General features: G+C 63.4%; 24 protein-coding genes (1 of these 24 cut by a window edge). 15 read left to right on the top strand and 9 right to left on the bottom strand.

Annotated features, from left to right (window positions below; translation table 11 throughout):
• Positions 1–679 precede the first annotated feature (679 nt).
• The 5 genes from AC2CQI_RS16410 to dksA all read right to left on the bottom strand — a co-directional run bounded on the left by AC2CQI_RS16410 (position 680) and on the right by dksA (position 6,807).
• Positions 680–2,119, bottom strand: a complete 1,440-nt coding sequence (locus tag AC2CQI_RS16410; protein ID WP_484577332.1) for a sigma-54-dependent transcriptional regulator — start codon at positions 2,117–2,119, stop codon at positions 680–682.
• 22 nt (positions 2,120–2,141) lie between these two features.
• A complete protein-coding gene (locus tag AC2CQI_RS16405; protein ID WP_484577331.1) occupies positions 2,142–5,096 on the bottom strand; it encodes a sensor histidine kinase in 2,955 nt (984 codons plus the stop codon).
• Positions 5,080–5,256 (bottom strand): hypothetical protein, encoded by a 177-nt coding sequence (locus tag AC2CQI_RS16400; protein WP_003250005.1) that lies wholly within the window; start codon positions 5,254–5,256, stop codon positions 5,080–5,082. The genes AC2CQI_RS16405 and AC2CQI_RS16400 overlap by 17 nt, the downstream gene beginning before the upstream one ends.
• 152 nt (positions 5,257–5,408) lie before the next feature.
• A complete protein-coding gene (gluQRS, locus tag AC2CQI_RS16395; RefSeq protein ID WP_484577330.1) occupies positions 5,409–6,296 on the bottom strand; it encodes a tRNA glutamyl-Q(34) synthetase GluQRS in 888 nt (295 codons plus the stop codon).
• Positions 6,297–6,360: 64 nt separating this feature from the next.
• On the bottom strand, positions 6,361–6,807 hold the full coding sequence (gene dksA / locus AC2CQI_RS16390) for an RNA polymerase-binding protein DksA (RefSeq protein ID WP_075803508.1): 447 nt from the start codon (positions 6,805–6,807) through the stop codon (positions 6,361–6,363).
• 213 nt (positions 6,808–7,020) lie between these two features.
• On the opposite strand from dksA, the gene AC2CQI_RS16385 reads away from it, so the two are divergent.
• Positions 7,021–8,193 (top strand): pyridoxal phosphate-dependent aminotransferase, encoded by a 1,173-nt coding sequence (locus AC2CQI_RS16385; RefSeq protein ID WP_075803507.1) that lies wholly within the window; start codon positions 7,021–7,023, stop codon positions 8,191–8,193.
• Positions 8,193–8,906: a DNA/RNA nuclease SfsA gene (gene sfsA, locus AC2CQI_RS16380; RefSeq protein ID WP_075803506.1), complete on the top strand. Its 714-nt coding sequence runs from the start codon at positions 8,193–8,195 to the stop codon at positions 8,904–8,906. Before AC2CQI_RS16385 ends, sfsA begins: the two co-directional genes overlap by 1 nt.
• Here the strand turns inward: sfsA and AC2CQI_RS16375 are convergent.
• A complete protein-coding gene (locus tag AC2CQI_RS16375) occupies positions 8,896–9,213 on the bottom strand; it encodes a Rieske (2Fe-2S) protein (RefSeq protein WP_484577329.1) in 318 nt (105 codons plus the stop codon). The genes sfsA and AC2CQI_RS16375 overlap by 11 nt on opposite strands.
• Before the next feature lie 137 nt (positions 9,214–9,350).
• On the opposite strand from AC2CQI_RS16375, the gene AC2CQI_RS16370 reads away from it, so the two are divergent.
• The 4 genes from AC2CQI_RS16370 to AC2CQI_RS16355 are packed head-to-tail and all read left to right on the top strand — an operon-like array spanning position 9,351 to position 12,939.
• Positions 9,351–10,229, top strand: a complete 879-nt coding sequence (locus AC2CQI_RS16370; protein ID WP_484577328.1) for a heme/hemin ABC transporter substrate-binding protein — start codon at positions 9,351–9,353, stop codon at positions 10,227–10,229.
• Between the two features lie 50 nt (positions 10,230–10,279).
• A complete protein-coding gene (locus AC2CQI_RS16365; RefSeq protein WP_484580630.1) occupies positions 10,280–11,263 on the top strand; it encodes a FecCD family ABC transporter permease in 984 nt (327 codons plus the stop codon).
• A gap of 44 nt (positions 11,264–11,307) precedes the next feature.
• On the top strand, positions 11,308–12,030 hold the full coding sequence (locus AC2CQI_RS16360) for a heme ABC transporter ATP-binding protein (RefSeq protein WP_484580629.1): 723 nt from the start codon (positions 11,308–11,310) through the stop codon (positions 12,028–12,030).
• 9 nt (positions 12,031–12,039) lie between these two features.
• Complete coding sequence (locus AC2CQI_RS16355) at positions 12,040–12,939, top strand: ChaN family lipoprotein (protein WP_484577327.1); 900 nt, start codon at positions 12,040–12,042, stop codon at positions 12,937–12,939.
• 299 nt (positions 12,940–13,238) lie between these two features.
• On the opposite strand, the gene AC2CQI_RS16350 is transcribed toward AC2CQI_RS16355, so the two are convergent.
• The 3 genes from AC2CQI_RS16350 to AC2CQI_RS16340 all read right to left on the bottom strand — a co-directional run bounded on the left by AC2CQI_RS16350 (position 13,239) and on the right by AC2CQI_RS16340 (position 15,689).
• Positions 13,239–13,511, bottom strand: coding sequence for a TfoX/Sxy family protein (locus AC2CQI_RS16350; protein ID WP_009398805.1), 273 nt, complete (start codon positions 13,509–13,511; stop codon positions 13,239–13,241).
• Between the two features lie 153 nt (positions 13,512–13,664).
• Positions 13,665–14,009 (bottom strand): pentapeptide repeat-containing protein, encoded by a 345-nt coding sequence (locus AC2CQI_RS16345; protein ID WP_075803500.1) that lies wholly within the window; start codon positions 14,007–14,009, stop codon positions 13,665–13,667.
• A 117-nt stretch (positions 14,010–14,126) separates the two neighbouring features.
• Complete coding sequence (locus AC2CQI_RS16340) at positions 14,127–15,689, bottom strand: bifunctional aminoglycoside phosphotransferase/ATP-binding protein (protein WP_484577326.1); 1,563 nt, start codon at positions 15,687–15,689, stop codon at positions 14,127–14,129.
• Positions 15,690–15,807: 118 nt separating this feature from the next.
• Between AC2CQI_RS16340 and mrcB the strand changes: the two genes are divergently transcribed.
• From mrcB to msrQ, 9 genes are all read left to right on the top strand, one after another.
• On the top strand, positions 15,808–18,129 hold the full coding sequence (gene mrcB / locus AC2CQI_RS16335; protein ID WP_075803498.1) for a penicillin-binding protein 1B: 2,322 nt from the start codon (positions 15,808–15,810) through the stop codon (positions 18,127–18,129).
• Positions 18,130–18,154: 25 nt separating this feature from the next.
• Positions 18,155–18,898, top strand: a complete 744-nt coding sequence (locus AC2CQI_RS16330; protein WP_484577325.1) for a tetratricopeptide repeat protein — start codon at positions 18,155–18,157, stop codon at positions 18,896–18,898.
• Entirely contained in the window at positions 18,895–19,227 is a 333-nt protein-coding gene (locus AC2CQI_RS16325; protein WP_075803496.1) for a YqcC family protein, read from the top strand. The genes AC2CQI_RS16330 and AC2CQI_RS16325 overlap by 4 nt, the downstream gene beginning before the upstream one ends.
• 424 nt (positions 19,228–19,651) lie before the next feature.
• Complete coding sequence (locus tag AC2CQI_RS16320) at positions 19,652–21,376, top strand: acetolactate synthase 3 large subunit (protein WP_075803568.1); 1,725 nt, start codon at positions 19,652–19,654, stop codon at positions 21,374–21,376.
• Position 21,377: 1 nt separating this feature from the next.
• Positions 21,378–21,869, top strand: a complete 492-nt coding sequence (gene ilvN / locus AC2CQI_RS16315; protein WP_008096911.1) for an acetolactate synthase small subunit — start codon at positions 21,378–21,380, stop codon at positions 21,867–21,869.
• 54 nt (positions 21,870–21,923) lie between these two features.
• Positions 21,924–22,940 (top strand): ketol-acid reductoisomerase, encoded by a 1,017-nt coding sequence (gene ilvC / locus AC2CQI_RS16310; protein WP_099455328.1) that lies wholly within the window; start codon positions 21,924–21,926, stop codon positions 22,938–22,940.
• A 147-nt stretch (positions 22,941–23,087) separates the two neighbouring features.
• The gene (gene pssA, locus AC2CQI_RS16305) at positions 23,088–23,945 is read left to right on the top strand and encodes a CDP-diacylglycerol--serine O-phosphatidyltransferase (RefSeq protein ID WP_009398818.1); all 858 of its coding nucleotides are present in this window, start codon (positions 23,088–23,090) and stop codon (positions 23,943–23,945) included.
• 66 nt (positions 23,946–24,011) lie between these two features.
• The gene (gene msrP, locus AC2CQI_RS16300; RefSeq protein ID WP_484577324.1) at positions 24,012–25,025 is read left to right on the top strand and encodes a protein-methionine-sulfoxide reductase catalytic subunit MsrP; all 1,014 of its coding nucleotides are present in this window, start codon (positions 24,012–24,014) and stop codon (positions 25,023–25,025) included.
• A protein-coding gene (msrQ, locus tag AC2CQI_RS16295) for a protein-methionine-sulfoxide reductase heme-binding subunit MsrQ (RefSeq protein ID WP_075803493.1) crosses the window boundary here: on the top strand, positions 25,025–25,293 show its start. It continues 352 nt past the right edge of the window; only the first 269 of its 621 coding nucleotides appear in the window; the start codon lies at positions 25,025–25,027; its stop codon lies off the right edge, out of view. Before msrP ends, msrQ begins: the two co-directional genes overlap by 1 nt.

Here is a 25,293-nt window from a genome sequence, read left to right as displayed (position 1 = left end):
ATGGGCACGGATTCTAGCATTTAGTCGGAAAAGGGTGTAGGCACCCGAGAAACGGGCTGCAAGGGCAGGGGAAGACGGGTTTTCCGAAAGGCGGAAACTACAAGGGGAGCCGAAGCTCCCCAAGAAGTAGTTGCGTGCTCTTATTGTTTTTGGGTCGGGCTTTTTGTTTTTGTTGAGTGCCCTGATCCACTGAATGCCCTGGGGCCCGTGGACTGTCTCCCTAATCGGGAGTACAAGAGCAAACGGATTGCTTTGGCCGCTGTATTGCGATGATCATTCGATCCAACCAGTTCAGGCTCTGCTTGAGTGCAGTTTTTGTTGTTCTCTGCCTGGTTGTGGGGCAAGCCCCAAACACAACACCTCTCCAAAAGAATCAGTTAGCTGCGCCTCCGCCGTCTTGTTCTTATTGTGCGTGAGCCGATTCGTCTTATTTTTATTGTGTTTTGCCGTGCTTGTTATTGTTCTTGTACCGAACATATAGCAGGTGCCGTGCCAACTTTTGCAAAGCCCAGTAAAACAAGGGGTTAGCGCGATTCGGGGGTGATTTCAGGGCGTAAAAAAACCGGGGTTTCGTTACCGTAAGCCCCGGTTTCTGTTACGACGTCGCGCAGAGGTAACAGTTTTTGGCCGAAACGCGGTGTTACCCGAATGAGGGTGACACCGTGTCGCACCCTCCTGCTCAGCTCTCGCTGGTGGCTCCACTCTTGCGCCGTGGAATGCCCAGGCGCTGGCGCCGTTCCCACAGGCACTTGCGGCTGACACCCAGCTTGCGGGCCAGCTCGGTCTCGGTCATGTGGTCCTGGTGCTCGAGGACGAAGTGCTGGAAGTAGTCTTCCAGCGACAGGTCCTCGGTGGGCTCGTGGCTGGCAGCGTTGGCCTGGCTGGCGATGACCGGCAGGCTGTCGAAGGTTTCGTCGTCTTCCAGGTCGCCCAGTTCGATATCGATGCCCAGCAGATCCGCGGAAATGTCCGGGCTCTCGCAGAGAATCACCGCCCGCTCCACGGCGTTTTCCAGTTCACGCACGTTACCCGGCCACGAATAGTGGCGGATCGCTTGTTCGGCATCGTGGGCGAACTTCAGGTCGTTGCGCCCGATGCGTGCGGCCTGGCGGGCGAGGAAGGCGTTGGCGATCTCGTTGACGTCGGCACCGCGCTCGCGCAGGGCCGGCAGCTTGAGCGCGATGACGTGCAGGCGGTAATACAGGTCTTCACGGAACTGGCCGACCTTGGCCAGGTTCTTCAGGTCGCGGTGGGTCGCGGCGATCAGGCGCACATCGACTTTCTGCGACTGTACCGAACCGACCCGGCGGATCTCGCCTTCCTGCAGCACGCGCAGCAGGCGGGCCTGGGCTTCAAGCGGCAGTTCGCCGATCTCGTCGAGGAACAGCGTGCCGCCGTCCGCAGCCTCCACCAGGCCGGCACGCCCGGCGCTGGCGCCGGTGAACGCGCCTTTCTCGTGGCCGAACAGTTCGGACTCGATCAGGGTTTCCGGGATCGCCGCGCAGTTCACCGAGATCATCGGCGCCTTGGCCCGACGGGAAAGGTTATGCAGGGCGCGCGCCACCAGCTCCTTGCCGGTGCCCGACTCGCCCTGGATCAGGACGTTGGAGTCGGTAGGCGCGACCTTGCGGATCTTGCTGTACAGGTCCTGCATGGGGGGGCAGGAGCCGATGATGCCGATTTCGCCGTTGGCATTGGCCGTGCCCGCAGCCTTGTCGGCGGCTGGCGCCTTGCCGTTGCTGCGCTCCGCCGGCACTGCCGGGGCGTTCTGCCGGTCGCGCAGGATGCGCGCGACGGCCTGAAGCATCTCGTCATGGTCGAACGGCTTGGCGATGTAGTCCACCGCGCCCATCTTCATCGAGTCGACCGCCGAACGCAGGCTGGCGTAGCTGGTCATGATCAGTACCGGCGTGCCCTGGCCCAGCTTGATCAGCTCGGTGCCGGGCGCGCCGGGCAGGCGCAGGTCGCTGACGATCAGGTCGAAGGTGGCGATGCTGAATCGCTCCTGGGCTTCCTGGACCGATCCGGCCTCGCTGACCTGGTACTGGTTACGCTCCAGCAGGCGGCGCAGGGCGGAACGGATGATGGTTTCGTCTTCGACGATCAGAATATGAGGCATTGATTCAATTCTCTCGACGGTCTCAGTTCACAGCGGACGTCGCTTCGACATGTCGTGGCAAGGTCACACGGATGCGCGTGCCACGTTGGCTCTTGGTATCGGCCGGGCTGTCGATGGTGATTTGTCCATAATGCTCTTCCACGATGGAATAGACCAGAGCGAGCCCCAGCCCGGTTCCCTCGCCCGGATCCTTGGTGGTGAAGAAGGGTTCGAACAGACGGTCCATGATGTTTTTCGGAATGCCGCTGCCTTCGTCCTCGACGATCAGGTCCACGGTATGTTCGCTGGCCTCGCTGCGCACCCGCACCGCCGCACCGGGCGGGGAGGCGTCGCGGGCGTTGGAGAGCAGGTTGATCAGCACTTGTGCGAGACGCTGCGGGTCGCCCTCGACCCAATGCTCCGGGTCGCACAGGTTGAAGAACTGCACTTCGAAATTGCGTCGGTTCAGGGCCAGCAGGCCGATGGCGTCCTGTGCGACTTCCGCCAGGCACACCGGTTCGTCGCTGTGCTGGTGGCTGCCGGCGTGGGCGAAGCTCATCAGCGACTGGACGATGCGCGAGATACGCTTGGTCTGTTCGAGAATCTGGCTGCTCAGTTCGGTGATCTCGCCGTCGTCCTCGCGCTCCTCGCGCAGGTTCTGCGCCAGGCAGGCGATACCGGTCACCGGGTTGCCGATCTCATGGGCGACCCCGGCGGCCAGGCGACCGATGCTGGCCAGGCGTTCGGAGTGCACCAGCTTGTCTTCGAGCATCTGGGTTTCGGTGAGGTCTTCCACCAGCAGCACCAGGCCACTGTTACCCGGGGCCAGCGGCTCGTCGATGGCCGCTTTGTGCAGGTTCAGCCAGCGGGTCTGGCCGTCGAGCGCCAGGCGCTGCTTGTGCAAGTGTTCGTCGGGCACGTTGATGAAGCCCAGGAGCAGCCCGCGCCACGGTTCGACGATGGTGCTCAGGCGCGAACCGACCACGCGCTTGGCGGGGATCCCGGTGAGCTCTTCCATCGCCTTGTTCCACATCAGGATCTCCTGGTCCTTGGCCAGGGAACAGACGCCCATCGGCAGTTCCTGCAGGGTCTGGCGGTGGTAGCGGCGCAGGGCGTCGAGTTCGGCGGCCAGGCCGGTGAGGCGCGAGTGATAGTCCTCGAGGCGGCTTTCGATGAAGTGGATGTCCTCGGTGACGTAGTTCTCGCTGCCGGACTTGTAGGGCAGGAAGGTTTCCACCATGTCCTGGGCCACGCTCGGGCCCATCAGGCCGGAGAGGTTGGCCTCGATCCGGTCGCGCAGGCGGCGCAGAGCGTAGGGGCGGCGCTCATCGAAGGGCAGGTAGAGATCGCGCAGCGCCTGCTCGACTTCCTTCTGCGCTGCCTTGGCGCCCAGCGGCTTGGCCAGTTGCGTGGCGAATTCCTGTGGTGAGGCGGCGTATAGCTCGCGGCGCTGCGGGCGGCGCACATTGTCCACGGCACAGGCTTCGGCGGCGCCGACCTCCTCGGAACTGGCATTGGTGAACAGCGAAATCAGGGTGAACAACAGCACGTTGGCCGCCAGCGAGGCGATTGCCGCCATGTGCCAACTGGTGTCGTCGAGCACGTAGATCATGTTCAGCAGCGGGATATAGAAGCCCTGCAGGTTGCCCACCAGCGGCAGCAGCATGGTCACCATCCACACGGTGATCCCGGCCAGCAGTCCGGCGATGAAGCCGCGCCGGTTGGCGGTCGGCCAGTAAAGCACCGAGAGTACGCCGGGGAGGAACTGCAGGGTGGCGACAAAGGCAACGATACCGAGGTTGGCCAGGTCCTGTTGCGCGCCGAGCAGCAGGTAGAAGCCGAAGCCGGCGGCGATGATCGCGACGATCAGGGCGCGGCGGGTCCATTTCAGCCAGCGGTAGATATTGCCCTCGGCCGGAGGCTGGTAGAGCGGCAGCACCAGGTGGTTGAGGGCCATCCCCGACAGCGCCAGGGTCGTCACGATGATCAGCCCGCTGGCCGCCGATAGCCCGCCGATATAGGCGAGCAGGGCCAGGCCCTGGCTGTTGGCGGCGAGGCCCAGGCCGAGGGTGAAGTATTCCGGATTGGTGCTGGCGCCGAGCTTGAGGCCGGCCCACAGGATCAATGGCACCGCCAGGCTCATCAGCAGCAGGAACAGCGGCAGGCCCCAGCTGGCGCTGACCAGCGAGCGCGGGTTGAGGTTCTCGGTAAAGGCCATGTGATACATGTGCGGCATGACGATGGCCGAGGCGAAGAACACCAGCAGCAGGGTGCGCCATGGTCCTTCCTGCAACGGTGTGTGCAGGGCGGCGAGGGCGGTCTGGTTCTGCAGCAGCCAGACTTCCAGCTGGTGCGGCCCGCCGAATACGCCGTACAGCGCATACACGCCGATCCCGCCCAGGGCGAGCAGCTTGACCACCGACTCGAAGGCGATGGCGAACACCAGGCCTTCATGCTTCTCGCGGGTGGCGATATGCCGGGAACCGAAGAAAATGGTGAACAGCGTGATCATCGCGCAGAAGGCCAGGGCCACCCGGCTCTTCACCGGTTCGCCGGTGAGGATGCTGATGGAGTCGGCCACCGCCTGGATCTGCAGGGCCAGCAACGGCAGTACGCCGATCAGCATGAACACCGTGGTCAGCGCCCCGGCCCAGGTGCTGCGGAAGCGGAAGGCGATCAGGTCGGCCAGCGACGAGAGCTGGTAGGTGCGGGTGATCTTGAGGATCGGGTAGAGCAGCACCGGCGCCAGCAGGAAGGCCCCGGAAACCCCGAGGTAACAGGCGAGGAAACCGTAGCCGTACTGGTACGCCAGGCCGACCGTGCCATAGAAGGCCCAGGCGCTGGCATAGACGCCGAGCGACAACGTGTAGGTCAGGGGATGACGGATGATCGCCCGGGGGATCATGCCGCGTTCGCTGATCCAGGCCACGCCGAACAGCACCATCAGGTAGGCGGCGCTGATCAGGATCATCTGGGTCAGGCTAAAGCTCATCGGCATCACGTTGGCTCTGCAGGATAAAGGTCACGACGATCAGGATCAGCCAGAGCAGGTAAGGGCGATACCAGGCACCGGTCGGCTCGATCCACCAGTCCATGATGGCCGGGGAGAACAGGTAGATCCCCACGACCAGAAGCAGGACCAAACGATAGATGTACATGCTGGCCTCGATGGAATTGTGCGCTGCGGACTGGATTTATTATTGGCGCAAAACGCGGGTGATGGTAACGGAAGGGCGGGCGCCTGCAAACGGGCAGGCGAATCTGGCCCAAGGGTTTGAATCTATTGGCCTTTCCGCTACCCGGCAAACACTTAGCGCAGATCCGCTTCGGGCAAGGTCAGGCTGCGCGGAATCGCTTGCGCATCCCACTGCCGGGCAGCATGGGCCAGGACTTCGGCGGGGCGGGCCTCGGCCATCGCGGCATCGGTGGCCTGGCCCAGGGCGCGCAGGGCCCGCAGGATCAGCGGCGAAGCCTGCTCGGCCGGGAGTGGCGCCGAGCGGTAGGTCTTGCCCAGCTTGTGCCCGTCCGGCTGGATGATCAACGGCACGTGCAGGTAGCGCGGTTGCGACAGGCCCAGCAACTCCTGGAGGTAGAGCTGGCGCGGGGTGTTGTCCAGCAGGTCGGCGCCGCGCACGATGTCGGTCACGCCTTGCCAGGCGTCATCCAGCACCACGGCCAGTTGGTAGGCGTAGAGGCCGTCGCGGCGGCGGATGATGAAGTCGCCGACGTCCTTGCCCAGATGCTGCTGGAAATGCCCCTGGACGCGGTCGGTGAAGCTGTAGGTCAGTTCCGGCACGCGGATGCGAATCGCCGCGTCTTCCTGGCTGTGACCGAGATTGCGGCACAGCCCTGGGTAGATGCCGTTATAGCCTTCCAGTTGTTTGCGCGAGCAGGTGCAGGCGTAGGCCAGGCCCTGGCGGAACAGGCGGTCGATGACTTCGGCGTAGGCCTGATGGCGGTCATGCTGGTAGACCACCTCGCCGTCCCATTCCAGGCCGTAGCTTTCCAGGGTGTCGAGGATCGCCTTCTGCGCGCCGGGGGCTTCCCGGGGCGGGTCGATGTCTTCCATGCGCAGCAGCCATTGGCCGCCGACGGCGCGGGCATCGAGCCAGGAGGCGAGGGCCGCGACCAGCGAGCCGAAATGCAGGAAACCGCTGGGGGTGGGGGCGAAGCGCCCGATGTAGCGGGAGTCGGTCATGATCTGTGCAGGCTATATAAATGAAACGGGGCGCATGATGCGCCCCGTTCTGCAGGAGTCAGGATCAGCCTTTGCCGACCTGCTTTTCCTTTTTCTCGGCGAGTTCCTTGCAGTCGAAGCACAGGTCCGCGGTGGGACGGGCTTCCAGGCGGCGCAGGCCGATCTCGATGCCGCACTGCTCGCACCAGCCGTAGTCATCGTCCTGGATTTTCTGCAGGGTCTTGTCGATCTTCTTGATCAGCTTGCGCTCTCGGTCGCGGTTGCGCAGTTCCAGGGCAAACTCTTCTTCCTGGCTGGCACGGTCGGCCGGGTCGGGGAAGTTGGCGGCTTCGTCCTTCATGTGGTCCACGGTGCGGTCGACACTCAGCATCAGGTCCCGTTTCCAAGCGTCGAGCAGCTTGGTGAAGTGAGCCTTCATGGGCGCGCCCATGTACTCCTCGCCTTTGGTCTCCGCGTAAGGGTCGATACCGTACATGGAATGACCGGCTTTTTGCTTTTCTACGGTGGACATGAATAGACCGCCTCTCACTCATCTGATCCAATGCGCAGGCATGTTTCCGTATCCGGCGACCGCCGGCCCTGCGACTGCGAGCCGCCGAACTTACCAGATAGGATCGGGGTGCGCTACTCCCGGTTATCTCCGGTAGGACAGCGGGGTTTATCCATACGTTCACCGCAACGCGCGGTTAGAATCATCAGTCTAGTCCTGATTGAGAGAAGGCCAATGGCTCAGTCCTACAGTGCGCGCAGTCGCGCCATCGAACCCTTTCATGTGATGGCGTTGCTGGCGCGGGCCAATGAGTTGCAGGCCGCCGGCAACGACGTCATCCACCTGGAAATCGGCGAGCCGGATTTCACCACCGCCGCGCCCATCGTCGAAGCCGGCCAGGCCGCGCTGGCCGCCGGGCATACCCGCTACACCGCGGCCCGGGGGCTGCCGGCGCTGCGTGAGGCGATCTCCGGGTTCTATGAGCAGCGCTACGGGCTGAACATCGATCCCCAGCGCATTCTCATCACCCCGGGCGGTTCCGGCGCGCTGCTGCTGACCAGCAGCCTGCTGGTGGACCCAGGCAAGCACTGGCTGCTGGCCGACCCGGGGTATCCGTGCAACCGGCATTTCCTGCGCTTGGTCGAAGGTGGCGCACAGCTGGTGCCGGTGGGGCCGGAGGTCAACTACCAGCTCAACGCCGACCTGGTGGAGCGCTACTGGGACCACGATACCGTCGGCGCCCTGGTGGCCTCGCCGGCCAACCCGACCGGCACCGTGCTCGACCGTGAGGCGCTGGCCGGCCTGTCCCGGGCAACCCGGGCGCACAACGGCCACCTGGTGGTGGACGAGATCTACCACGGCCTGACCTACGGCCTGGATGCGCCAAGCGCCCTGGAAGTCGACGACCAGGCGTTCATTCTTAATAGTTTCTCAAAATATTTCGGCATGACCGGCTGGCGCCTTGGCTGGATGGTCGCGCCACCGGCGGCCGTCCCTGAACTGGAGAAGCTGGCGCAGAACCTCTATATCAGTGCCCCGAGCATGGCCCAGCATGCGGCGCTGGCCTGCTTCGAGCCGCGTACCATCGAAATCCTCGAGGAGCGCCGTGCCGAATTTGCCCGTCGTCGCGATTTCCTCCTGCCTGCCTTGCGCGAGCTGGGCTTTGGCATCAGCGTCGAGCCGCAGGGCGCCTTCTATCTTTACGCCGATATCAGCACGTTCGGTGGTGACGCCTTCGCCTTCTGCCGGCACTTCCTGGAAACCGAACATATTGCCTTTACTCCGGGCATCGATTTCGGCCGCCACCAGGCCCATCACCATGTACGTTTCGCCTACACCCAGAGCCTGCCGCGCCTGCAGGAAGCGGTGGAGCGGATTGCCCGTGGCTTGCGGAGCTGGCAAGGCTGATGGAATTTGCCCCGTTGCTCGAGCAAGCGCGCCTGCTGAAACGCTACAAGCGCTTCCTCGCCGATATCGAAACGCCCAGCGGCGAGCTGCTGACCATCCACTGCCCGAATACCGGCTCGATGCTCAATTGCATGAAGGAGGGTGGTCAGGTCTGGTTCAGCCGTTCCAGCGATCCCAAGCGCAAGTTACCGGGTACCTGGGAGATCAGTGAAACCCCGCAGGGCCGTTTGGCCTGTGTGAATACCGGGCGCGCCAACGCCATCGTCGAAGAAGCGCTGCGTGCCGGGCTGATCAGCGAGTTGGCCGGCTTCACGGCGCTGCGCAGGGAGGTGCCCTACGGCGAAGAGAAAAGCCGGATCGACTTCCAGCTGACCTACGACAGCGGCCTGGCCTACGTCGAAGTGAAAAGCGTGACCCTTGGCTTCGATGGCACCACCACGGCAGCCTTTCCGGATGCGGTGACCCAGCGCGGCGCCAAGCACCTGCGCGAGTTGGCGGCCCTGGCTCGCCAAGGCGTGCGGGCGGTGCAGCTGTATTGCGTGAACCTGACCGGTATCGAGGCGGTGCGCCCGGCCGAGGAAATCGACCCGGGCTATGCCATGGCCTTGCGTGCGGCGGTGCTCGACGGCGTCGAGGTCCTGGCCTACGGTGTAGCGCTGGACGAACACGGGGTACGGATCGACCGGCCCTTGCCGGTGCTCCTCAATCCCTGAGCCAGATGCCCTGGCTGTCCTCGTGGCAGTCCAGGGCTTCCAGCAGTTCGCCCTCGCAGGGGCCGGCAACGCATTCGCCGGTCTCGACCAGGAACAGCGCGCCATGATGGGCGCAGGCGATCAGGCTGGTGCTGCTGTCGAGAAAGTCGTTCGGCTGCCAGTTCAGCGGGATGCCACGGTGTGGGCAGCGGTTGCGGTACAGAAAGACCTGGCCCTGGCGGCGCACGCCCAGCAACTCAATGCCGGCGTGCCTGAAGCCACGGCTCTGGCCTTCGCCCAGTTCGGCAGACGTGCATAGAAGGTGCATGGGAAACTCCGTGACAGGTGAGGTCGGCTTGACGCTCAAATGCAAATAATTATCAAATTACCGACTCGGGCCGCGTCGGGCGTCTTTATACCCTGTCCGTCATCCCCCTCCTAACACCCTGAACAGGAAGCTTCGTTATGCGCCGATGTGCCAGCCTGGTTGCCCTTTGTATCGGGCTTGTGTTCAACCCGGCCCAGGCGGAGCAACTGCCGCAGCGCTGGGTCAGCGCCGGTGGTGCGCTGAGCGAATGGATCGTCGAGCTCGGCGCAGAGCCCCGCCTGGTCGGTGTCGATACCACCAGCCAGCATCCTGAAACCCTGAAGGCGCTGCCGAGCATCGGCTATCAGCGCATGCTCTCCGCCGAGGGCGTGCTGAGCCTGCGTCCGGATGTGCTGGTGGGCACCGAGGAAATGGGCCCGCCGCCGGTGCTGGCGCAGGTTCGTGGCGCCGGGGTGCGGGTCGAGCTGTTCTCCAGCCAGGCCGATCTGGACGCCGTGCATGGCAACCTCAAGCATCTGGGCGAGCTGCTGGGCAAGCCGGAGCAGGCCGAGCAGCGCTTCGTCGCCTACCGCCAGCAACTCGGCGGGCTGCAGGCGAAGATCAAGGCGGTGCAGGCTTCCGAAGAGGCACCGGGGGTGATCCTGCTGGTCGGCCATGCGGGGGCCAAGCCGATGATCGCGGGCAAGGGCACCGCCGGTGACTGGCTGATCGAGCAGGCTGGCGGGCGCAACCTTGCGACCAACGAAGGCTACAAGAACTTCTCCACGGAAACCCTGGCTGCGCTGAATCCGCAAGTGGTGGTGTTCTCCGACCGCGCCCTGACTGGCGATGCGGCGTTGCAGGCGCTGATCAAGGAAAACCCGGCATTGGCCGCGTCCCGTGCGGTACGCCTGAAACGCCTGGTCGATCTTGATCCGACCTTGCTGGTCGGCGGCCTCGGTCCGCGCCTGCCAGCCAGCCTGCAAACGCTGGCACAGGCGTTCTATCCAGCGGCCAAGGCCCAACTCGCCCCATGACCCGACTGGTAACGCCCCGCACGCTGTTTATTGCCCTGAGTCTGTTGTGCCTGCTGGCGGTGTGGCTGTCGCTGGCCCTCGGGCCGGTCAGCCTGCCGTTGCTGGATACCTTGCGCGCTGGCCTGCGTTTGATGGGCATGCCGGTGAATGGCGAGGGGCTGGAGCAGGCGGAACTGATCCTCGGGCAGATCCGCCTGCCGCGGACCTTGCTTGGTCTGGCGGTAGGCGCTGTACTGGCGCTGGCCGGGGTTGCGATGCAGGGACTGTTTCGCAATCCGCTGGCGGACCCGGGGCTGGTCGGGGTGTCCAGCGGTGCGGCACTGGGGGCGGCGATCGCTATTGTCGGCAGCACCTGGATTGGCGGCGTGCCGGAGGTGTTCGCACCTTATCTGCTGTCGTTGTTCGCGTTTCTCGGCGGTCTGGGCGTGACCGCGCTGGTCTACCGGCTTGGCCGCAAGGACGGGCAGACCAGCGTCGCGACCATGTTGCTGGCCGGTATCGCCCTGACTGCACTGGCCAGTTCGGCGGTCGGCCTGTTCACCTACCTGGCGGACGACGCCACCTTGCGCACTCTGACCTTCTGGAACCTCGGTAGCCTCAATGGCGCCAGTTACCAGCGCCTCTGGCCGCTGGTGCTGGTGGCGACCGGTGTCGCGCTCTGGCTGCCACGTCGGGCCGAAGCCCTGAATGCCCTGTTGCTGGGTGAGTCAGAAGCGCGCCACTTGGGCTTCGAGGTGGAAAAACTCAAGCGCGAGCTGGTGTTCTGCACGGCCCTGGGTGTCGGCGCTGCGGTGGCGGCGGCCGGGTTGATCGGCTTTATCGGCCTGGTAGTACCGCATCTGGTGCGCCTGCTGGCCGGGCCTGACCATCGCGTGCTGCTGCCTGCCTCGTTGCTGGCCGGCGCCTCGCTGCTGCTGTTCGCCGACCTGATCGCCCGCCTGGCGCTGGCGCCGGCAGAACTGCCTATCGGTATCGTCACCGCGTTCATCGGTGCGCCGTTCTTTCTCTATCTGCTATTGCGGGGGCGCGCCTGATGCTCCAGGTCCGGGATCTGCAGGTCATTCGCGGGCACAAGAGCGTGCTCGACGGTATCAGCCTCGATGTCGCGCCGGGGCAGGTGCTCGGTGTGCTCGGCCCCAACGGGGCGGGGAAAAGCACACTGCTCGGAGCCCTGTGTGGCGAGCTGACGCCGCATCGGGGGCGTGTCCTGCTGCATGACCGGCCATTGACCGACTGGGCGGGGCCGGAGCGGGCACAGCGCCTGGCAGTTTTGCCGCAGGTGTCGAGCCTCGGCTTTGCGTTCCGTGTCGAGGAAGTCGTGGGGATGGGGCGTTTACCCCATCGCACCGGGCAGGCCCGCGACCGCGAGATCGTGACCGAGGCACTGCAAGCGGCGGATGCCCTGCATCTGGCCGATCGCAGTTACCTGGCATTGTCCGGCGGCGAGCGCCAGCGGGTGCATCTGGCCCGGGTGCTGGCGCAGCTATGGCCGGGCGAGGAGGGGCGGACGTTGTTGCTCGACGAGCCGACCTCGGCCCTTGACCCGCTGCACCAGCACACCACCCTGCAGGCGGTGCGCGGTTTCGCCGATCGCGGCGCGGCGGTGTTGGTGATCCTGCACGACCTGAACCTGGCCGCACGCTATTGTGATCGCATCCTGCTGCTGGAAGACGGCCAGCCCTATGCTCTCGACGTGCCGGATACCGTGCTGCAACCGGCGGCGCTGAAGGCGGTGTTCGGCCTCGATGTGCTGGTGCAGCGTCATCCCGAGCGGGGGCATCCGCTCATCATTGCCCGATAGGAGTCGTACATGTCCCGGTCCCGCGCGTTTGGCCTCGTCTTCCTGCTGGCCTGGGGGCTGGCGGGGTGTCAGTCCACGGCCACGCCCCCCGCCTTGCCGCCGCTGCCGGCATGGCAGAGCCCGGAAGGCCGCGAACATGCCGACCTGGGGCTGATTCGCGAGACGGCCAGTGGCAAGGTGCTGACGCCGGAGCAACTGGTCCAGCGCCTGGCTGCGGCACCGCGGGTGCTGGTTGGCGAGCAGCACGACAATCCTGACCATCATGCCCTGCAACGCTGGCTGCTCCAGGCGCTGAACCAGCAGCGAGCGCAGGGCAGCGTGCTCCTGGAAATGCTCGAGCCGGTGCAGCAGGTCAAGGTGGACCTGGTGCGGCAACAGAATCCCCTGCCCACGGACCTGGCCAAGGCCATCGACTGGCAGCAAGGCTGGGACTGGAAATTCTATGCGCCGATCATTCGTGACGCCTTTGCCGAGGGCTACCCGGTGCTGGCGGCGAATCTGGATCGTGGGGAAATGTCGGCCATCTATCGCAATCCGCCGGAGCTGACGGGGGTTCGATCCACTGCGTCAGCGGTGCGCGAGGTGTTGATGGAAGAAGTGCGCAGCGGCCACTGCGGCATGCTCCCGGAAAGCCAGTTGCCGTCGATGCTTGCCGTGCAACAGCAGCGTGACCGGCGCATGGCCGAGCGCATGCTGGCCGCGCCGGCCCCGAGCCTGCTGCTGGCGGGTGGGTATCACGTGCGCAAGGATGTCGGCGCGCCGGTGCACCTGGCGGACCTGGGGGCGGAGCTGGGGACGTTGGTGTTGATGCTGGCGCAGGTTGGGGAGGAGGTTGGCCCGCAGATGGCTGATTTCGTCTGGTACACGGCGGCGCTGCCGAAGAAGGATTACTGCGCCGATCTACGCTGAGTTTTGTGCTGTTCATTCTGGCCTCATCGCTGGCAAGCCAGCTCCCACAGGGTTCGCGGTGCACGCAAGACCTGTGGGAGCTGGCTTGCCAGCGATGAGGCCGGTACTGCCAACACCAATTTTCGAGCAGGCAAAAAAAGACCCGGCAAAGTGCCGGGTCAATAACCGTGATTAGCCTGATGAGGAGATAATCTGAGAGTCCGAACCAGGGGCTTTCAGCTTATCCAACCAGTCTCGCGACCAGTTGTGATAATCATAACGATTCTCATTTCGAAGTCAACCGGCCAATCCAGTTATTTTCAATTTTTTTTCCGCAGGCTCGTCGCATCGAGTTGCTGGTTCAGCGCTTCCTTGCGTTCGGCGGGGATATCGTTCCAGTGCACATCCAGCAACGCGCCTTCAATGGCGTACAGCAGCACCTTCGATGCCCGGAATCCCCGCGTGCGTACTGCCCGATAGGCATCCACCGCGCCAAGGCGGCGCAGGTCCGATGCGCTGTGGATGCCTACCGCGTGCAACCACTGCGCCGAGGTCTTGCCAAGATTCTTCAGGTGCTGGAGTTCATCGTTCATCTAGCCTCCTTGCGCCGGCTGAACGGGTCTTGTGGAGGAAGTCGTGGAATATCAATCAGCAGTGTAGCGGCACTTGGCAATAACGCGGCCTTTTGCCAGTGCCGTTGGGAATACCGCTTTGCGCGGACGTTGAGGCTGATCCTGTGGAAGGCTTTAGCGCGTGCGATAGCGCATGCGGGTACCGAATTTCACCGACATGAGAATTTCGTCGGCGCTCAGTTCGGCAGGGAAGTAGGTCCCGGAGATTTGCGCATGGGCCAGGCTCGCACCTTCCAGCGGCACATCGCGCAGGTCGAGGCCGCGCAGGTCGGCGGCGCGGAAGTAGGCATCGCGGAAATCGACGCCGGCGGGGTCGAGGTCGCGCAGGTCGAGGCCGCGGAAGTCTCCACCCCGGAAATCGATGCTGGCGTCCTTGGGTTTCTCGCGGTTGAAGCCCGCGATGTCCTCGTTGCGAATCAATGCAAACAGCGAACTGTCCAGTAGCCGTGGCTGATTCATGGTGAGCGCCTCGTGATCGGCCGGAGGGAGGTGGCCGGATACTGGCATTATAGTGTCACTGGCTCCGCAGGCAGGAGCAGAGGCGTGAAGTGTGGACTGCTTCACGCCTCCAGGGGCTTACAGGCCCGGCAGGCGCTGGCGGATCTGTTCGATCAGCTTGTCCAGGCTGTTGCTCTCGTTGGTTTCCACGCGCTTGCTGTGCAGTTGCTCGTCGGCGTCCAGGGCGTCACGGCTGGCCTGTTGCGCGGCGATCACTTCCAGGGTGGCGTCGGACGGATCGTTGCGGTCTGCCTGGCGTTGGGCCAGCCAGCTGGCGATCACCGCATCCGGCGCGTTGCAATCGAGGATCAGGAACGGCACGCCGGTTTCGCTGGCGACTTCGGCCGCAGCCTGGCGCTGTGGCTGCTTCAGGTAGGTGGCGTCGATCACCACCGGGAAGCCGGCGCGCAGGATCACCGCGGCCAACTGGTGCAGGCGCTCGTAGGTGGTCTGGCTGGCGTCGTTGCTATAGATACCGGCTTGCAGTTCGCCGGCCGCGTCGCTGGTCTGCTCGCCAAACAGGCGCTTGCGCTCCACGTCCGAACGCAGGCGGATGGCACCGAGGGCCTCGACCAGGCGCATCGCCACATGGCTCTTGCCCACGGCGGAAACACCATGGGTGATCGCCAGCAGGCGCGAAGGGATGGCGCTGTAGCTTTCCGCCAGGTTGGCGTAGTTGCGGTACTGGCGCAGGGTAGTGGCGCGCTGCACGCCGTCGGCATCGGCCGGCATGCTGAACAGCGCGACCTTGGCCCGGACCAGGGCACGGTAGGCCTTGTAGAAGTTCAGCAGTTCCAGGCCAGCGTAGTCACCGGTCAGTTCCAGGTACTGGCTGATGAAGCGTCGGGCCAGGCATTTCAGGCCGCGGTCTTCCAGGTCCATGGCCAGGAAGGCGGTATCGGCGTAGACGTCGGTCAGGCGGAACGGCTCGTTGAACTCGATGCAGTCGAAGATCACCACTTTGCCGTCGATGACGGTGGCATTGCCCAGGTGGATATCGCCATGGCATTCACGGATGAAGCCCTCGGCCTTGCGCGCTTCGAGCAGCGGGTGCAGGCGGTCGAAGCTGCTGCGGGCCCAGGCCTGCAGGGCGTCGAGCTGTTGCAGGTCGGCCTTGTCGGGGAGGAACGGGCGGATCTGCTCGAAGTTCTGCTCCACCGGGGCCATCACGCTTTCAGGAGTGCCCAGCGGGTGCTCGACGGCGACGCGTGGCGCCTGCAGATGGAAGTCGGCGATCTGTTTCGCCATCTGGTCGATATGCGCGGCGGTCAGTTCGCCGTTGGCCTGCAGGGTGCTGAGCATCTGCTCCTGGGGGAACTGGCGCATCTTCAGGGCGAACTCGATGGCCTCGCCTTCACCACCCAGTTGTGGCGCTTCGGCGCTGCCGGTGATCGGCAGGACTTCCAGGTACAGGTCGTCGGTCAGGCGCGTGTTCAGGCGCAGTTCTTCGTTACAGAAGTGTTCACGATCGGCCAGCTCGGTGAAGTCGAGGAAGCCGAAATTCATCGGTTTCTTGACCTTGTAGGCGTAGTCGCCAGTGAGCACGACCCAGGAAATATGCGTCTCGATAACCCGGAAATCCTTCACAGGATGCGGGTACAGGGCGGGGTTCTGCAGGGCTGTGATCAGGGCTTGGCTCACGGGCGGTCCTTCCGGGGCAAATGGGATTCTAATCGGCCATTATGGCGGCAAGCATGCCGTCTGGAAACCGCCGGGGGGCGTCTGTCGATGAACGATAAAGTGCGTATAATCCGCGCCCATGACACGTACCCGATCTTCCCGTACCCCCAAAAAACAAGCGTCCGGCCGCTCTCGCGCCTGGCTCGGCTGGGTCATCAAGCTCAGCCTGGTCGGCCTTGTAGTGCTGGCCGGTTTCGCCGTCTACCTCGATGCGGTCGTCCAGGAGAAATTCTCCGGCAAGCGCTGGACCATCCCGGCCAAGGTGTATGCCCGGCCGCTGGAGCTGTTCGTCGGCCAGAAGCTGAGCAAGGAAGACTTCCTCGTCGAGCTCGATGCCCTCGGCTATCGCCGCGAAAGCGTGGCCAATGGTCCGGGCGCGGCGGCGGTGAGCGGCAATACCGTGGACCTGAACACCCGCGGCTTCCAGTTCTATGAAGGCATGGAGCCGGCGCAGAAGGTCAGTGTGCGCTTCTCCGGCGATTACGTGGCCGGCCTCAGCGCCGCCAACAACGCCAAGCTGGCGGTGGTGCGCCTGGAGCCGCTGCTGATCGGCGGCCTGTATCCGAAGAACCTCGAAGACCGCATCCTGATCAAGCTCGACCAGGTGCCGCCATACCTGCTGGAAACCCTGGTGGCCGTGGAAGACCGCGACTTCTATCACCACTTTGGTGTGTCGCCCAAGTCCATCGCCCGTGCCGTCTGGGTCAACACCTCGTCCGGCGCCATGCGCCAGGGCGGCAGTACCCTGACCCAGCAGTTGGTGAAGAACTTCTTCCTGACCAACGAGCGCAGCCTCAGCCGCAAGCTCACCGAAGCCATGATGGCGGTGCTGCTGGAGATGCATTACGACAAGAAGGAAATCCTCGAGGCCTACCTGAACGAAGTGTTCATCGGTCAGGACGGCCAGCGCGCGGTGCACGGCTTCGGCCTGGCCAGCCAGTTCTTCTTCAGCCAGCCGCTGTCGGAACTGAAGCTGCACCAGGTGGCCTTGCTGGTGGGCATGGTCAAGGGACCGTCCTACTACAACCCGCGGCGTTATCCGGAGCGTGCCATCCAGCGCCGTAACCTGGTGCTCGACCTGCTAGCCGAGCAGGGCGTGGCGACCCCGGAAGCGGTGGAAGCGGCGAAGAAAATGCCGCTGGGCGTGACCAAGCGCGGCAGCCTGGCCGACAGCTCGTTCCCCGGCTTCCTCGACCTGGTCAAGCGTCAGCTGCGCCAGGATTACCGCGACGAAGACCTGACCGAAGAAGGCCTGCGCATCTTCACCAGCTTCGACCCGATCCTGCAGATGAAGGCAGAGTCGTCCATGGCCGACACCTTCAAGCGCCTTGCCGGGCGCAAGGGCTCGGATGAAGTCGAAGCAGCAATGGTCGTGACCAACCCGGAAACCGGTGAGGTCCAGGCCCTGATCGGCAGTCGCCAGGCCGGTTTTGCCGGCTTCAACCGGGCCATCGACGCGGTGCGGCCGATCGGCTCGCTGGTCAAGCCGGCGGTGTACCTGACCGCGCTGGAGAAACCGAGCCAGTACACCCTCACCAGTTGGGTCCAGGACGAGCCATTCTCGGTCAAGGGCGCCGACGGCCAGGTGTGGAAACCGCAGAACTACGACCGCCGGGCCCACGGCACCATCTACCTGTACCAGGGCCTGGCCAACTCCTACAACCTGTCGACGGCCAAGCTGGGCCTGGAACTGGGTGTGCCGAATGTGCTCAAAACCATTGGCCGTCTCGGTGTCGAGGTCGACTGGCCGGCATTCCCGGCGATGCTCCTGGGCGCCGGCGGCATGTCGCCGATGCAGGTCGCGACCATGTACCAGACCCTGGCCAACGGTGGTTTCAATACGCCGATGCGCGGTATCCGCAGCGTGCTGACCGCCGAGGGCGAGCCGCTCAAGCGTTACCCGTTCCAGATCCAGCAGCGCTTCGACCCGGGCTCCATCTACCTGGTACAGAACGCCATGCAGCGCGTGATGCGCGAAGGTACTGGCCGTTCGGTGTACAGCGTGCTGCCGAGCTCGCTGAACCTGGCGGGCAAGACCGGTACCAGTAACGATTCCCGCGACAGCTGGTTCGCCGGCTTCAGCCAGGACCTGCTGGCGGTGGTCTGGCTCGGTCGTGACGACAACGGCAAGACGCCCTTTACCGGTGCCACCGGTGCCCTGCAGGTCTGGACCAGCTTCATGCGCAAGGCCGACCCGCTGCCGCTGGACATGCCGCAACCGGACAACGTGGTGCAGGCCTGGGTCGATCCGCACACTGGCCAAGGCTCCGATGCGAGCTGCCCGGGTGCGGTGCAGATGCCTTATATTCGCGGAAGCGAGCCGGTCGCGGGCACGGCCTGCGGTGGCGAACAGACCCCGGCCGATTCAGTCATGGACTGGGTCAAGGGCTGGATGAATTGATCGGCGATAGCCAAGAGGACCTGACGTGAAAAAATGGTGGTTTCCAGCCCTGACGGCGCTGGCATTGCTCAACGGCTGCGCCACCGTGCAGCGTGGTTCGATCCCGGTGGTGGACTCGGGTACCCGGGTCTCCAACAGCGAGCGTGTGCAGGCCAATCGTGGCAATACCGCGGCAGTGCGCAATGGCACCAGCCAGGCGCAATCCGTACCGCAGGACAGCGGCGTGACCGTGATGATCCCGCAAGGCAGCGGAGCCGCACCGATCCAGACCTTCCCGGCGTCTACCGCACCGTCCGGTATCAGCACCGGGCCAATCGTCCCGGGGCCGTCGACGTCGCAGCCGTACACCCCGCAAGGAAACAGCAGCACCTACACGATGCCGTCGGCACCGACCGGCATTCCGCGGGCCAACACCAGTTCGGGCGGCCTGTCGGCTGACGAGCAACTGGACGGTCCGGTACTCGCGCTATTGACCACCGCCCAGCAACAGCAGGGCAGTGGCGACTACAACGGTGCTTCGTCGAGCCTGGAGCGTGCCCAGCGCATCGCCCCGCGTGAGCCGCAAGTGCTTTACCGCCTGGCCCAGGTGCGCCTGGCCCAGGGTGACGCCGCGCAATCCGAGCAACTGGCGCGTCGTGCGCTGACCTATGCGAACGGCCGACCTGACCTGCAGGCCGGGCTGTGGAACATCATCGCCCAGGCCCGCGACAAGCAGGGCGACGCTGCGGGTGCCGCTCAGGCCCGGCAGAAAGCCCAGGCGACCCTGTGATGGACCAGCGTATTCTCGATATCGCCGATCACCTGCTGCTGATCGAGCGCGAACTGCATGTCCAGGGCTGGTGGAGCGACGAGGCGCCGAGTGCCGAGGCGCTGGCCAGCACCGTGCCTTTCGCCGTCGACACAATGGGCTTCGATCAATGGCTGCAATGGATCTTCCTGCCGCGCATGAAGCAGATCCTCGAGCACGGCCTGGCATTGCCCAATGCCTCGGGCATCCTGGTCATGGCCGAGACGGTGTATGTGGATCGTCCGGAGGAAAGTCGCGAGTTGCGCCGGCTGCTGGCCGAGTTCGACCAATTGATTAGTCCATCTGCCTGATTTGCTTGCCGTTTATCGACCGGGGCCGCTTTTGCGGCCCCGTTTCGTTGTGGCTGGGCCTCGGCAAGGGCAGGGCAAACGTTTCCGCCCGGCTGGCAAAGGCCCTGCGGCGGAATTTAAACGGTGAAGTCACTTGACTTGCGCAGTTCGAATCACAACAATCCGAAGTCCGCTGTAGGGGGACTGCCAGAAGCAGACCCGCTAAGCAGATCATGAGGCGCACACCCGCGCCGACCTGTTACACCCCGCAACGCGTTACCTCGCGCTGGGTGGGAAAACCCCGCAACACTTTGGGGCGCTCCCAATACTTGCTCAGTCAGTGCTGACGTAGTGGCATTTTCGTCGCTCATGCTCTGCTTGGCAGTAAACCTATTAAGACCCGTTCCGGAGCGAACGGTATTCTGGCGTTTTAGAGGTGAACAACGTGGAGCTTTTATCCGGCGCTGAAATGGTCGTCCGCTTCTTGCGTGACGAAGGCGTTAAGCACATCTATGGGTACCCTGGCGGTGCTCTCCTTCATGTTTACGATGCCCTGTTCAAAGAACCGGAAGTGCACCACATCCTGGTTCGCCACGAGCAGGCCGCTACCCATATGGCGGACGGTTATGCCCGTGCCACCGGCAAGGCCGGCGTGGTACTGGTGACCTCCGGTCCGGGCGCGACCAATGCCATCACCGGCATTGCCACCGCGTACATGGACTCCATCCCGATGGTCATCCTGTCCGGTCAGGTGCCAAGCACCATGGTCGGCACCGATGCCTTCCAGGAAACCGACATGATCGGCATTTCCCGGCCGATCGTGAAGCACAGCTTCATGATCAAGCACGCCTCGGAAATCCCCGAAGTCCTGAAAAAAGCCTTCTACCTCGCCCAGTCCGGTCGTCCGGGCCCTGTGGTCGTGGACATTCCGAAGGACATGACCAACCCGGCTGAAAAGTTCGAGTACGTCTATCCGAAGAAGGTCAAGCTGCGCTCCTACAGCCCGGCCGTCCGTGGTCACTCCGGCCAGATCCGCAAGGCTGCCGAGATGATCCTCGCGGCCAAGCGCCCGATCATCTACGCCGGTGGCGGCGTGATCCTCGGTGGTGGCGCCGAGCCGCTGACCGAGCTGGCACAACTGCTGAACGTCCCGGTCACCAACACCCTGATGGGCCTCGGTGGCTATCCGGGTACCGACCGCCAGTTCATCGGCATGCTGGGCATGCACGGCAGCTACACCGCCAACCTGGCGATGCACCATGCCGATGTTATCCTCGCTGTCGGCGCGCGTTTCGACGACCGCGTGGTCAACGGCCCGGCCAAGTTCTGCCCGAGCGCCAAGATCATCCACATCGACATCGACCCGGCGTCCATCTCCAAGATGATCAAGGCCGACGTCCCGATCGTCGGTCCGGTCGAAAGCGTTCTCACCGAAATGCTCGCTGCGGTTCGCGAGATCGGTGAAAAGCCTGAGAAGGCGGCGATGGATGCCTGGTGGAAGCAGATCGAAGAATGGCGTGGCGACCGCGGCCTGTTCCCTTACGACAAGGGCGACGGCAGTGTCATCAAGCCACAGACCGTGATCGAGACCCTGTGCGAAGTCACCAAGGGCGACGCTTTCGTCACCTCCGACGTTGGCCAGCACCAGATGTTCGCGGCGCAGTACTACCGCTTCAACAAGCCGAACCGCTGGATCAACTCCGGTGGCCTGGGCACCATGGGCTTCGGTTTCCCGGCGGCCATGGGCGTCAAGCTGAACTTCCCGGAGGCTGATGTAGCCTGCGTTACCGGCGAGGGCAGCATCCAGATGAACATCCAGGAGCTGTCGACCTGCCTGCAGTACGACCTGCCGGTGAAGATCGTCAACCTGAACAACGGTGTACTGGGCATGGTTCGCCAGTGGCAGGACATGGCCTACAACAGCCGTCACTCGCATTCCTACATGGAGTCGCTGCCTGATTTCGTCAAGCTGGCCGAGGCCTATGGTCATGTGGGTATCCGCATCACCAGCCTGAAAGACCTCAAGCCCAAGCTCGAAGAAGCCTTCGCCCTCAAGGATCGCCTGGTGTTCATCGACATCCAGGTCGACAACAGCGAGCACGTCTATCCGATGCAGATCAAGGATGGTTCGATGCGCGACATGTGGCTGAGCAAGACGGAGCGGACCTGATATGCGGCACATTATTTCCCTGCTGTTGGAAAACGAACCCGGTGCCCTGTCCCGCGTCGTCGGCTTGTTCTCGCAACGCAACTACAACATCGAAAGCCTGACCGTAGCGCCGACCGAAGACCCGACCCTGTCGCGTCTGACGCTGACCACGGTCGGTCACGATGAGGTGATCGAGCAGATCACCAAGAACCTGAACAAACTGGTTGAGGTGGTCAAGCTGGTCGACCTGTCGGAAAGTGCTCACATCGAGCGCGAACTGATGCTGGTCAAGGTCAAGGCCACTGGCGCCCAGCGTGCCGAGATCAAGCGCACCACCGATATCTTCCGTGGGCAGATCGTCGACGTCAGCGCCAGCGTGTACACCGTGCAGCTGAGCGGCACCAGCGACAAGCTCGACAGCTTCATTCAGGCTATCGGCACTGCGTCCATCCTGGAAACCGTGCGTAGCGGTGTCACCGGGATTGCCCGTGGCGACAAAGTGCTGAGCATCTAACTTCTACAAAATTAGCGAATGGCCTGAACAAGGCCGAGATAACAGGGGTATTTCATGAAAGTTTTCTACGATAAAGACTGCGATCTGTCGATCATCCAGGGCAAGAAAGTTGCCATCATCGGTTACGGCTCCCAAGGCCACGCTCAAGCGTGCAACCTGAAGGACTCCGGTGTGGATGTCACCGTCGGTCTGCGTAAAGGTTCGGCTACCGTTGCCAAGGCTGAAGCCCACGGCCTGAAAGTCGCTGACGTCGCTACCGCCGTCGCTGCTGCCGACCTGGTCATGATCCTGACCCCGGACGAATTCCAGGGCACCCTGTACAAGAACGAAATCGAGCCGAACATCAAGAAGGGCGCTACCCTGGCCTTCTCCCACGGCTTCTCGATCCACTACAACCAGGTCGTTCCTCGCGCCGACCTGGACGTGATCATGATCGCGCCGAAGGCTCCAGGCCACACCGTTCGTTCCGAGTTCGTCAAGGGCGGCGGTATTCCTGACCTGATCGCTATCTACCAGGACGCTTCGGGCAATGCCAAGAACGTCGCCCTGTCCTACGCCGCTGGCGTTGGTGGCGGCCGTACCGGCATCATCGAAACCACCTTCAAGGACGAAACCGAAACCGACCTGTTCGGTGAGCAGGCCGTTCTGTGTGGCGGTACCGTCGAGCTGGTCAAAGCCGGTTTCGAAACCCTGGTCGAAGCGGGCTACGCGCCGGAAATGGCCTACTTCGAGTGCCTGCACGAGCTGAAGCTGATCGTTGACCTCATGTACGAAGGCGGCATCGCCAACATGAACTACTCGATCTCCAACAACGCCGAGTACGGTGAGTACGTCACCGGTCCGGAAGTCATCAACGAAGAATCCCGCAAGGCCATGCGCAACGCTCTGAAGCGCATCCAGGACGGCGAGTACGCGAAGATGTTCATCTCCGAAGGTGCTACCAACTACCCATCGATGACCGCCAAGCGCCGTAACAACGCCGCTCACGGCATCGAAATCATCGGCGAGCAACTGCGCTCGATGATGCCTTGGATCTCGGCGAACAAGATCGTCGACAAGGCCAAGAACTGATTGTTCTTGATGCAATGAAAACGCGGCTTCGGCCGCGTTTTTTCATTTCCGGGGTCAGGTTCTGGTATAAGCTTTCCATCCGTTTGTCGGCGAACCCTTGCCGCAAACCTTTGTCAAAACTTTCCAAACCGTTGCAAGGTAATCTCAATGAGCGAACGTCCCGAAGAGCCGAACAAGGCCTCTGACGCCGAAAGCCTGCTACCGATCGATGAGCATGTCGAAGAAGGACATGACGCCGAAGGACGCAAAGTCCGTCACCGCGGCATCTATCTGCTGCCTAACCTGTTCACCACCGCGAACCTGTTCGCCGGTTTCTACTCCATCATCAACTCGATGAGCGCCCAAAGCGCCTTGAGTGCCGGTGATCCGAAGGAGGCGAGCAAGTATTTCGCCTTTGCCGCGATCGCCATTTTCGTGGCCATGGTCCTCGATGGGCTGGATGGTCGCGTTGCGCGCATGACCAATACTCAGAGTGCCTTCGGTGCCGAGTATGACTCGCTGTCCGACATGGTCGCCTTCGGCGTGGCTCCGGCCTTGCTGGCCTTCGGCTGGGCGCTGGGTGACATGGGCAAGGTCGGCTGGATGGTGGCCTTCATCTATGTCGCCGGTGCGGCGCTGCGCCTGGCACGCTTCAATACCCAGGTCGGCAAGGCCGACAAGCGCTACTTCATTGGCCTGGCCAGTCCGGCTGCGGCGGGCGTGGTGGCCGGTACCGTGTGGGCCTTCAGCGACTTCGGCATCCAGGGCTCGAAGCTGTCGTTCCTGGTGGCGTTGCTGGTGGCCGGTGCGGGCATGCTGATGGTCAGCAACATCAAGTACAACAGCTTCAAGGAGCTGGACCTGAAGGGCCGCGTGCCATTCGTGGCGATCCTCGCCGTGGTCCTGGTGTTCGCTGTGGTCTTCAGCGACCCGCCGCGCATCCTGCTGCTGGTGTTCCTTGCCTATGCGGCCTCTGGTCCTGCGCAATATCTGTTGCGTATGCGCCGGCGCAAAAACGTCGAGTAGGGCTGCAATATTTTCAGGACTCCGTAGTCTACTGCTGCATCTGTCCAGCGGTTCTGCGGAGTCATCATGCTGATCAAGTTCCCCCGGGCCTCCGACTGTTCCGAGTCGGAGGTCACGCCCGAGTCGCTTTACCTTTCCCGTCGTTCCCTGTTGGGTGCCTCCATGGCCGGTCTGGCCGTTGCCGGGCTGCCATCGTGGGCGCGGGCGGCCGATGCATCGCGTTATGCCGATGTGGAGGCGGGTTCGCCGCCAGCCTGGTTCACCGAGAAACTGCCCGGGGTTCGCTGGCAGGCGGTGACCGTGCAGGGCGAGGCGATCACCCCGTTCAAGGACGCGACCCACTACAACAACTTCTATGAGTTCGGTACCGACAAGGGCGATCCGGCGGAAAACGCCGGCAGCCTGCCGACCTCGCCCTGGACCGTGGTCATCGACGGTGAAGTGGGCAAGCCGGGGCGTTACGCCCTGGAAGACTTCATGAAGCCGTATCAGTTGGAGGAGCGGATCTATCGCCTGCGCTGCGTGGAGGCATGGTCGATGGTCATTCCCTGGCTGGGCTTTCCGCTGTCGGCGCTGCTCAAGGCGGTCGAGCCTACGTCCAAGGCGAAGTACATCCGCTTCGAGACGCTGCAGGATCCCAAGCATATGCCCGGACAGCGCTCGGGTTTCGCCCTGATCGACTGGCCTTATGTAGAGGGGCTGCGCCTGGACGAGGCGATGAATCCGCTGGCGATTCTTGCGGTGGGCATGTACGGGCGTGAGTTGCCGAACCAGAACGGCGCGCCGCTGCGTCTCGTGGTGCCGTGGAAGTATGGCTTCAAGAGCGTGAAGTCGATCGTGCGGATCAGCCTGGTCAGCGAGCAGCCGCGGACCACCTGGGAGAAGATCGCTCCGGACGAGTATGGCTTCTATGCCAACGTCAATCCGACCGTGGATCACCCGCGCTGGACCCAGGCGCGAGAGCGGCGTCTGCCCAGCGGGCTGTTCAGCCCCAATGTGCGCGAGACGCAGATGTTCAATGGCTATGCCGATGAGGTGGCTTCGTTGTATACCGGTCTTGATCTGCGGAAGAACTATTGATGCGTTATCCCCTGTTTCGCCTGTGCATCTTTATCCTGGCGGCGGTCTGGCCGTTGCTGTGGCTGTACCAGGCCTGGATCTTTGCCCTGGGGCCGGACCCGGGCAAGGTGCTGGTCGATCGCCTGGGGCTGGGCGGGCTGATCTTCCTGCTGATCACCCTGGGCATGACGCCGTTGCAGCGCATGACCGGCTGGGCCGGCTGGATCGTGGTCCGCCGCCAGTTGGGGTTGTGGTGCTTTGCTTATATAGCCTTGCACCTGAGTGCATA

The organism is Pseudomonas sp. P2S-1 (assembly GCF_057197725.1).
The sequence above is the reverse complement of the archived record's forward strand: the minus strand, read 5'-3'. Positions and strand labels throughout refer to the sequence as shown.

What these genes read in the sequence shown, in the direction of transcription:
- AC2CQI_RS16345 (WP_075803500.1), bottom strand. Translation starts at nt 14,009, where the DNA reads ATGAATCAGCCACGGCTACTGGACAGTTCGCTGTTTGCATTGATTCGC.
- AC2CQI_RS16370 (WP_484577328.1), top strand. Translation starts at nt 9,351, where the DNA reads ATGCGCCGATGTGCCAGCCTGGTTGCCCTTTGTATCGGGCTTGTGTTC.
- AC2CQI_RS16355 (WP_484577327.1), top strand. Translation starts at nt 12,040, where the DNA reads ATGTCCCGGTCCCGCGCGTTTGGCCTCGTCTTCCTGCTGGCCTGGGGG.
- pssA (WP_009398818.1), top strand. Translation starts at nt 23,088, where the DNA reads ATGAGCGAACGTCCCGAAGAGCCGAACAAGGCCTCTGACGCCGAAAGC.
- dksA (WP_075803508.1), bottom strand. Translation starts at nt 6,807, where the DNA reads ATGTCCACCGTAGAAAAGCAAAAAGCCGGTCATTCCATGTACGGTATC.
- ilvC (WP_099455328.1), top strand. Translation starts at nt 21,924, where the DNA reads ATGAAAGTTTTCTACGATAAAGACTGCGATCTGTCGATCATCCAGGGC.
- msrP (WP_484577324.1), top strand. Translation starts at nt 24,012, where the DNA reads ATGCTGATCAAGTTCCCCCGGGCCTCCGACTGTTCCGAGTCGGAGGTC.
- AC2CQI_RS16400 (WP_003250005.1), bottom strand. Translation starts at nt 5,256, where the DNA reads ATGTACATCTATCGTTTGGTCCTGCTTCTGGTCGTGGGGATCTACCTG.
- sfsA (WP_075803506.1), top strand. Translation starts at nt 8,193, where the DNA reads ATGGAATTTGCCCCGTTGCTCGAGCAAGCGCGCCTGCTGAAACGCTAC.
- AC2CQI_RS16410 (WP_484577332.1), bottom strand. Translation starts at nt 2,119, where the DNA reads ATGCCTCATATTCTGATCGTCGAAGACGAAACCATCATCCGTTCCGCC.
- AC2CQI_RS16385 (WP_075803507.1), top strand. Translation starts at nt 7,021, where the DNA reads ATGGCTCAGTCCTACAGTGCGCGCAGTCGCGCCATCGAACCCTTTCAT.
- AC2CQI_RS16350 (WP_009398805.1), bottom strand. Translation starts at nt 13,511, where the DNA reads ATGAACGATGAACTCCAGCACCTGAAGAATCTTGGCAAGACCTCGGCG.
- mrcB (WP_075803498.1), top strand. Translation starts at nt 15,808, where the DNA reads ATGACACGTACCCGATCTTCCCGTACCCCCAAAAAACAAGCGTCCGGC.
- ilvN (WP_008096911.1), top strand. Translation starts at nt 21,378, where the DNA reads ATGCGGCACATTATTTCCCTGCTGTTGGAAAACGAACCCGGTGCCCTG.
- gluQRS (WP_484577330.1), bottom strand. Translation starts at nt 6,296, where the DNA reads ATGACCGACTCCCGCTACATCGGGCGCTTCGCCCCCACCCCCAGCGGT.
- AC2CQI_RS16405 (WP_484577331.1), bottom strand. Translation starts at nt 5,096, where the DNA reads ATGCCGATGAGCTTTAGCCTGACCCAGATGATCCTGATCAGCGCCGCC.
- AC2CQI_RS16375 (WP_484577329.1), bottom strand. Translation starts at nt 9,213, where the DNA reads ATGCACCTTCTATGCACGTCTGCCGAACTGGGCGAAGGCCAGAGCCGT.